Source organism: Dellaglioa sp. CoH-55-MRSF-8 (assembly GCF_056782195.1).
In genome coordinates, this window is record NZ_JBXAYH010000077.1 from 1 (window position 1) to 454 (window position 454).

Here is a 454-nt window from a genome sequence, read left to right on the forward strand (position 1 = left end):
TCCCAAAATAGCGTACAGGCCCAAAACCACACTTCACTCGCCTGAGAAAAACGTCCCGCACGCTATCGGGATTACTCTATAAAATTGGGAATCCCAAGTTAGTCCTTCTTGTGCTCACCACCGGCCTTAGCATGCTTGCGTTCAAGGATGCCCTTGGCGTGTTCCACTTTCGACTTCTGTTCATCGCTCAGGTTTTTGCCTCCGCGATTCAGATAGAACGAGATTGACTGAATTGCTTTGCCGATATTTCCGTTATGGCTACGCTCAGCCCACTCTGCGATTGATTCGGCGCTTCCATCCGCGAACTTGCCTTCCGGAGGATGCTTCTTGGTGTGCACATCGTGACTCCATTTTTCGGAGGCCACCAGCCGGTTTGCTGCTTGAATTTCAACTGCCATTTTGTACTCCTTAACAAGTACGTGGTTGCGAAAATGGGCCCGAAGGCCCATTGCTT

Annotated in this window: 1 protein-coding gene; it reads right to left on the reverse strand. The window is 50.4% G+C overall.

What is annotated here, in order from left to right; translation table 11 throughout:
- Nucleotides 1-98: 98 nt before the first annotated feature.
- Nucleotides 99-454 (reverse strand): DUF3175 domain-containing protein (locus AC1RPW_RS07985; protein ID WP_481769440.1); only part of this gene is annotated, 356 nt, incomplete at its 5' end.